The 8,503-nt window shown below is 53.8% G+C and carries 3 protein-coding genes; 1 reads left to right on the top strand and 2 read right to left on the bottom strand.

Going from position 1 to position 8,503, the window contains the following annotated elements:
- Positions 1 to 357: 357 nt before the first annotated feature.
- Positions 358 to 1,491 carry a class I SAM-dependent methyltransferase gene (locus V6D20_03405; protein ID HEY9814840.1) on the bottom strand — a complete coding sequence of 378 codons (1,134 nt, stop codon included), beginning with the start codon at positions 1,489 to 1,491 and terminating at the stop codon, positions 358 to 360.
- A 202-nt stretch (positions 1,492 to 1,693) separates the two neighbouring features.
- Between V6D20_03405 and V6D20_03400 the strand changes: the two genes are divergently transcribed.
- Positions 1,694 to 2,800, top strand: a complete 1,107-nt coding sequence (locus V6D20_03400) for a fatty acid desaturase (protein HEY9814839.1) — start codon at positions 1,694 to 1,696, stop codon at positions 2,798 to 2,800.
- A gap of 95 nt (positions 2,801 to 2,895) precedes the next feature.
- Here the strand turns inward: V6D20_03400 and V6D20_03395 are convergent, their stop codons facing one another.
- On the bottom strand, positions 2,896 to 8,496 hold the full coding sequence (locus tag V6D20_03395; protein ID HEY9814838.1) for a calcium-binding protein: 5,601 nt from the start codon (positions 8,494 to 8,496) through the stop codon (positions 2,896 to 2,898).
- Positions 8,497 to 8,503 lie beyond the last annotated feature (7 nt).

Here is an 8,503-nt window from a genome sequence, read left to right as displayed (position 1 = left end):
GCTCTGCTGGGTCAACATAAGTTTTTTGACGGGGTTGGGATGGAGAACTCGTTTCGATGACTGGAGATATATCTATCTTTTTGGTGTTTTGGTGACTCTTTTTTTGGCGACTCTTTGGCATTGCTGAATCGCGATAGGATAGGTGCTAATAAACCGTGAGTAAGAGGCTCACACGCCGATTTTATATCTTCATTCAGCAACGCCTACTCTTTTTTGTTGCTGCATCTAAGTCAAGTAAGATATTATCTATGCCAATAATCAGGTGCTGTGATAGTCTGTCAGCCTAGGTTTAAGCGATCGCTCCTTCCGACACCTGTGAGATGCTTGGGGAGCGATCGCTTTGTACTACTGAATGAACTAGGTGAGGGTCATCAGAAATTGACCGTTACCATTGATTTCCCCATCACAACTAGCAAAGTTGGAAACGAACCAGATCAGGTAAAAGCGCCAGATGCGCCGGAATTTTAGAAAGTCGATCCCATAATCGAGATCTTTGATCTCGTCATAGTGGTCATCAAAGCGCTGGAGCCAACTAGCGAAGGTTTTGGAATAGTTGTTGCCGTTGATATACCAGCGTTTCACGGTTTTTAGGTGTTGGTTGCGGGCTGGGGGAGCATCAAAATTCCAGTAGCGACCATGGGGAAAAATATACCGATGGGTGTAGACACTGGAGACATTATTGGGTAGACGCACCGTAATAATATGCAAAAAGAACTGACCTTTAGGCTTCAAGAAAGACGCAATTTTTTCAAAAGCGTGGGTCAAATTGCCGACATGACAAAAAACACCCATGGATAGAACTTTGTCAAACGTCTCTTCAAATTGAATTGTGTTAAAATCTCCTTCGACCAAGGTGAATCGGTCTGAGCTAAGATAACTCTTAGGATCCTTCATGCGCTGGCGAACATCTTCGCACTGTTCATGGCTGAGACTCAGTCCTGTAAACCGAACATTGGGGAATTTCGACATGACATAGTTTGGGACAGCAGCCCATCCACAACCCACATCTAGGACATGGTCACCATCTTGAATGCCAAGCTTCTCTATAGCGTCATCGACCATGTGCATCTGCGCCTGTTCAAGGTCAGTGGCTCCCCTTTCCCACAGCGCCATGGTGTATTTAGGATACATTAAATCCCAGTCCCCCAACATCAGCTTAAACATTCTCTGTGGGAGGTCGTACTGAATTTTCATTAAATCCTGAGACCCTTCTGCCAGGTGGTCTGTCTCATGCAGTACCCAGTCGTAGGGGGCTAGCAGAGATGGAAAATGTTGGAACAGAATTGGCATACAGGTATCAAACAGCGATCGCAACATGGAGTCAGGAACCTCTAGTCCGTTAATGTAAGACTCCGCTACGGCCATCTGTAAGGCGTTGAATACTTTGACGGCTCCTCGACTAGCTTGATAGGCGAGTGGATGCTTGTGGCTGATATCTCCTAAGAGGGGAAGATAGGCTTGAATAGGTTGCTTGGTAGTAGTGAGACTCATTGCACTCTCTCCAGTTATCTATGGGCAAACGGCGTTGCTGAGTCCTGGGATTCGCGTGGGGTGACAATGATGGGCTCGATGTTTTGATGCTCGTTACTCGTCAACAACACCTGTTGAGCCAACGATAGTGCGGAACTAAACCTTAGGCTTGACATTTTAAGAATGTCGAAAGATTTGATCCTTGAACAATTTACGGAACTTTATGAACGTTACTGATCGTGAAATCTGGATAAGTCAGGCAGAGTATGCGAAGAAGCTCCGACCCTTACTTCCTCCGGATGCATTTCTACCCGATAGAAACAAGGTTGTTATTTTACTCATCAATGTTGCTATTTTGCTTTTGGGCTGGGGTATTGCCAAACATCTAGATCAGTGGTCTTGGTATTTACTATGGCTTTATCTGCCGCTGGCGATCGCCATGGGAAATAGTGTGATCATTCTCTTATTTAGTACCCACGACTTGATGCACAGCAGTGCGGTGAAACAGCCATTACTGCGGAAGGTACTGAGCTTGATCGGACTGTCGATGTTGTGGATGCCGCCCACATTATGGAAAGCGGTGCATAACCGAGAGCATCACAGCAACACCAATTCTCTCCAAGATCCCGATCGCAATTACTTATTCGATCAGCCAGAAAGCTGGGGTAAATGGATCCAGAATTTGTTCGTGCCGTCGGTAGAGGTGCATCCTCTTTGGCTAGCCGTGGGCATGACGTCGTCTTGGGCTGTTCATGCCTTTCGGAATCTAACGGCGGTGTTGTTATTCAATGATGGAAAAACCCGATATCCGGTGTTTTCCTTTACCGTTAGTCCTAAGGAACGAAAAGCGATCGCTCTGGAATTATTGGTGGTTATCGCCATTCACCTGAGCATTCTTAGCTACCTGGGCTGGCATCCGATTCCGCTGCTCTTGGGCTATTTTCTGCCCATTTGGATTGGCTATTGCGGTGCCATGATTTATATCTACACCAACCATATGCTATGCCGCATGACGCCGGTGAATGATCCGTTGATCAACAGCATATCGCTGCGGGTACCTAAGATCTTTGACGTGCTCCATCTCAACTTTTCTTACCATACGGAACACCATATCTTTCCTGGTATGAATTCAGACTACTATCCGATGGTGCAAGAGCTGCTTCAGGAACTCTATCCCGATCGCTTTAATCTTTTAGAGATCGGTAAGGTTTGGCAGTTGATGATGCAAACGCCCCGCCACTATCGAGATGAGACAACGTTTACAACTAGCTCGGGCGACCTGTCGATGGCTTGTCCGTTGCCTGATCGAGGTGCCCAAGACCTGGGATAAGTTTACTTTGACATGTGGTAGACGGTGATCCAAGCGATCGCTCTTCTGGCTAGGAAGGCGATCGCTTTTTTCGTGTTGGGAACAGGGGCAAGACCCTAGGCTTGCAGCAGGAAGTCCTCGTTGCTAATGGAGGGACGTCCGTTCAGCAACGCAAACTGGGTGAGGGCACCGCCCGCCGTGGCCCGGTAGGCTAGGGCACCCGTACCTTCGTTGTAGACAATCACCGCTGTTGCTTCATTGGCTGCCCCCAACACCGCAAATTCATCTTCCAGGCTGAAGCCGGAGGGGCCGGTTTCTTGACCGTTGCCTGCCAAGTTGATGTCGCTTTGAATGCGGGTGAAGACGGATAGATCGAGAACGATGCGATCGGCATTGGTGGAGTTGCCCGCCGTGAAGTCCACGATAGTATCCACTGCGCCGTCTAGGACATCAAAGACGAAGCGATCGCGACCGCTGCCGCCCTCTAGGATATCTGTACCGCGACCGCCGATGAGGGTATCGTTGCCGTTACCGCCCACCAGGGCATCGTTGCCATTGCCGCCCACCAGGGTGTCGTTGCCCGCAAAGCCATTGAGGCTATCATCGCCCCCAAAGCCAAACAGTTGGTTATTGCCCGACCCGCCATTGATGACGTTATTCGCCTCATTGCCAAAGCCGTTAAGGTTGGCATCGCTGGAAATAGTCAGGTTTTCGATGCGGGTGAAGGGCTCTTGCCGCAGATCCACCTCGAAACCCGCCACAACCGTATCAATGTCTGTATCGGGGCCGTCCTCCACCACAATGTCGTCTTCCGTAATGATATAGGTGTCGTTGCCCGCACCACCCTCCAAGCGGTTGCGACCGCCGCCGCCGTCGAGGACGTTATTGCCGACATTGCCGATGATCACATTATCACTACCGCTGCCAGTACCGTTGACGTTGCCGGTGCCCTGTAGCTCCAGACGTTCGATATTGTCGCCCAGGGTAAAGTTGACGCTAGACCGCACGGTATCTGTCCCGCCGCCCGATGCCTCCACGACGGAATCGCGGGTGCTATTAACGATATAGATATCATTGCCCGCACCGCCGATCATCACGTCATTACCCAGACCGCCATCCAAGATATTGTTGCCGGAGTTGCCAATGAGCGTATTGTTCCCGGCGTTGCCCGTGCCGTTGATGTTCAGATTGGGAGCATCTTCACTGAGGATGAGCTGCTCTAGCTGGGGTGCCAGAGTCCAGCTAATTTTGGCGATCACCGTATCCAAATCTGTGGCGGGGCCAGTTTCAATGATTTGGTCGAACTCATCATCCACGATGTAGGTGTCATTGCCTGCACCGCCCAGTAAGACATCTGCCCCTTCGCCACCGTCCAGGATATTATTGCCGCTGTTGCCGGTGATCGTGTTGTTGCGATTATTGCCGACGCCGTTGATGTTCAGATTTGGGGCGGTTTCGCTGAGGGTGAGGTTTTCCAGGTTGGCCCCCAGGGTATAGCCGACACTGGCAACAACCAGATCAATGCCCTCGCCCGCTAGCTCAATCACCTGGTCGGCGCTGCTATCCACGATGTAGGTATCGTCACCGCTGCCACCAACGAGGCGATCGCTCCCCCCGCGACCATCCAGGATGTTGTTGCCTGAGTTGCCGATGATGGTGTTGGCTTGGTCGTTACCGATGCCGTTGATATCCAAGTCGGGGCCATCGTCCGTGAGGATCAGGATTTCCAGACTAGCACCGAGGGTAAAGCTCACGTCGGCAATGACGGTGTCAATGCCGGGGCCGCTATCAAGCGTCACATCACCGATGTTGTCTACGATAAAGGTATCGTTGCCCAGCCCGCCGATCATGGTGTCGGCACCAACTCCGCCATCCAGGTAGTCGTTGCCATCGCCGCCGCTGAGGATATTGACAAACTCATTGCCGATGATGCTGTTGTTGAGATTATTCCCCGTCCCGTTGATCGGCCCTGCCCCAGCTACCAGGGTGAGATTTTCCACATGGGCACCCAGCACATAGCTAGCCGTGGCTTCCACGAGGTCAATCCCTTCATTCAACCGCTCAACGACGACGTCATTGGAGTTGTTGACCCGGTAGGTGTCATCCCCGCGGCCGCCTGCTAGGTAGTTGACCCCGCCGCCGCCATCCAGGATATTGTTGCCGCTGTTGCCGATGATGCTGTTGTCGAGGGCATTCCCCACCCCAATTAGGTCAAGGTCTAGGCCATCTTCCGTGAGAATCAGGTTTTCTAGATTGGCTCCTAGGGTATAGCTAATGCTGGCTTCCACCGTGTCGATATCGGTGGCGGGGCCTGCTTCCACCACGATGTCATCAACGCTGTTGACCACGTAGACATCGTTGCCCGCGCCCCCTTCCAGGCGGTTGCTGCCCGTGCCGCCATCGAGACGGTTATTGCCCGCATTACCGATGAGGGTGTTGTCAAACTCGTTGCCGGTGCCGTTGATATTGTCTTCTCCCAGGAGAATCAACCGCTCCACTTCCACCCCAGACCCTAGGGTGTAGGAGGCGGTGGCGAAGACCACATCATTACCCTGACCAGCGGCTTCCACCACCACATCACTGCTGTTATCGACAAAATAGGTATCATCGCCGGCACCGCCCACCAGGAAGTCGATGCCGCCGCCGCCCACAAGGACGTCGTTGCCATCGCGCCCTTCCAGACGGTTGTTGCCAGCATTGCCGATGAGGGTGTTATTGCCGTTGTTGCCGATGCCGTTGATGTTGGCATTCCCGGTGAGGGTGAGGTTTTCCAGGTTGGGGGTGAGGGTAAAACTAACGCTGGAGATCACCTGGTCAATGCCCCCTGCCGGGCCAGCAATGTCTTCAATCACCTGATCGCCCAGGCTATCCACCACGTAGGTGTCATTGCCAGCACCACCGCGCATGATGTCGTTGCCGCTGCCGCCATCCAGGTAGTCGTCGCCGCCGCGGCCAATCAACACATCGTTGCCGCCACGACCGAGCAGGGTATTATCGCCGTCGTTGCCGGTGAGGGTATTGTCTTGGTCGTTACCGACGACGTTCAAATCACCCACGCCCACCAAAATCACCCGCTCAATGTTGGGAGCCAGGGTAAAGGACACGGAGGAAATCACGGTATCGAAGCCTTCACCCGTGCGTTCGGTGACGCGATCGCCCAAGGAATCCACAATGTAGGTATCATTGCCCGCGCCGCCGGTCATGGTGTCATCGTCGGTGCCGCCGTCAATATAGTCATTGCCCGCGCCGCCCAGGATCACATCGTTGCCGGCGAGCCCCAGCAGGGTATTGTCGCCGGCATTGCCGAGGATGGTGTTGGTTTCGCCGTTGCCCACCCCGTTGATTGGATCTGACCCCAGTAACACGAGGTTTTCTAGGTTGGGTCCGAGGGTAAAGGATACGAAGGATTCCACGGTATCGATGCCCTCGCCGGCATTTTCAAATACCTGATCGCCCAGATTATCCACCCGGAAGACATCGTTACCCGCCCCTCCGAACAGACTGTCTGCGCCTTCACCACCATCCAAGATATTGTTCCCGCCATTGCCGCGCAGGGTATTGGTCTCAGTATTACCTACCCCCGTGAGGTTGGCGGCCCCGGTGAGGGTAAGGTTTTCCAGATTGGCCCCGAGGGTAAAGCTGACGTTGGAGATCACTAGATCCAAGCCACCGGTGGGGCCGCCCACGATTTCTGCTGCTACATCACCCAAGGAATCGACGAGGTAGGTATCATTGCCGATGCCGCCGCGCATGATGTCATCGCCAACGCCCCCATCCAGGCGGTCATTACCGCCGCCACCGATCAGCACATCATCGCCGAAGCCGCCCAGGAGTTGGTTATCGGCAGCGTTACCAAGGATCGTATTGTTTTCATCATTGCCCACCCCGATCGCTGCCGTGCCGCGCAGGGTGAGGTTTTCCAGATTAGCGCCCAGGGTGTAGGACAGATCGGACAAGACTAGATCAATGCCGCCGGCTGGGCCAGCGATCGCTTCTTCAACCACATCGCCCAAGGCATCCACCCCGTAGGTGTCATTGCCGGCACCGCCAACCATAATGTCATTGCCCGTACCGCCATCGAGGACATCATTGCCCTCCCCACCGATCAGCACATCATTTCCTACTAATCCCAGCAGGGTGTTGTTGCCGTTATTACCGAGGATCGTGTTGTTTTCGGCGTTGCCCACCCCGTTGATGTTGGGGTTCAGACCATTGTTGGTGAGGGTGAGGTTATCGAGATTGGCCCCTAGGGTAAAGGACACATCGGAAATCACCAGGTCAATGCCGCCGCCGGCCGCGTTGGTGAGGTCTTCGACCACCACGTCGCCGAGGTTATCGACGATGTAAGTATCATTGCCCGCGCCGCCGCGTAGATTATCCGCGCCGATGCCGCCGTCGATGTAGTCATTGCCGGCCCCACCGCTGATCACATCTCGACCAGCTCCCCCCAACAGGGTGTTGTTGCCGTCGTTGCCGAGGATGGTATTGTTTTCGGCGTTGCCCACCCCATTGATGTTGAGGTTGGGGCCATTGTTGGTGAGAATCAGGTTTTCTAGATTGGCCCCGAGAGTCAAGGAAAGATCTGAAATGACGGTATCGATGCCGCCTAGGGGGCCAGCGATCGCTTCGTTTACCTCATCCCCAGCATTATCGACGATGTACGTATCACTACCGGTGCCGCCGGCCATGTAGTCTGACCCGTTGCCGCCGTCGATGTAGTCGTTGCCAGCCCCACCGATGATGCGATCGTTGCCGCCCAGCCCCAGCAGGGTATTATTCCCCTCGTTGCCGGTGATGGTATTGGCAACATCATTACCTACACCGTTGATATTGCCGGTGCCGTTGAGGGTGAGGTTTTCTAGATTCGCGCCTAGGGTATAGTTGACGCTGGAGACCACCAGGTCAATGCCCGGCCCTGTGGCTACCACCTGATCGCCGAGGTTATCTACCACAAAGGTATTGCTACCGCCCCCGCCGATCAGCACATCCGCCCCGGCTCCGCCATCGAGGATATTGTTGCCGGTGTTGCCGCGAATCGTGTTATTCGCCGTATTGCCGGTGCCGTTGATGTTGGCATTGCCGCTGAGGGTCAGATTTTCTAAGGTGTTGCCGAGGGTGTAGGAAATCGAGGAAATCACGGTATCGAAGGGATCGGCACCGGTTTCTACAACCACGTCTCCGCGACTGTCCACTACATAGGTATCACTGCCTGCGCCGCCGATCATCACATCATTGCCCGCACCGCCGTCGAGGAGATTCCCTTGGGCATTGCCGCGCAGGGTATTGTTTTCATCATTGCCTACCCCAACGACGGCCGTTCCTACTAGGGTAAGATTTTCGATATTGGCCCCTAGGGTGTAGGAAACGCTGGAGGTTACTGTATCTAAACCTTCACCCGGGTTTTCGACAACGCGATCGCCCTCATCATCAACGAAATACCGATCATTGCCGGCCCCGCCGGCCATGTAGTCGGCTCCAGCTCCGCCATCGAGGGTGTTGTTGCCCCCGTTGCCGATCAGGCTATTCTCTAGGGCATTACCAAAGCCGTTGATGTTGCCCGCCCCGGCTGCCAAGATCAGATTCTCTAGGTTAGCCCCCAGGGTATAGGACACCGAGGAGATCACCGTATCGATGCCACCACCGATGTCCACGGTTTCCACTACCCCATCCCCAGCGGCATCGACCACGTAGGTGTCATTCCCCAGACCGCCGATCATCACGTCA

This window comes from Candidatus Obscuribacterales bacterium (assembly GCA_036703605.1).
GTDB lineage: Bacteria > Cyanobacteriota > Cyanobacteriia > RECH01 > RECH01 > RECH01.
Note: the sequence above shows the minus strand (reverse complement) of the source record. Positions and strands in the feature narration are given on the sequence as shown.

Excerpts from the sequence above, each read along its gene's own strand:
- V6D20_03405 (HEY9814840.1), bottom strand. The coding sequence starts at position 1,491 with ATGAGTCTCACTACTACCAAGCAACCTATTCAAGCCTATCTTCCCCTC.
- V6D20_03400 (HEY9814839.1), top strand. The coding sequence starts at position 1,694 with ATGAACGTTACTGATCGTGAAATCTGGATAAGTCAGGCAGAGTATGCG.
- V6D20_03395 (HEY9814838.1), bottom strand. The coding sequence starts at position 8,496 with ATGATCGGCGGTCTGGGGAATGACACCTACGTGGTCGATGCCGCTGGG.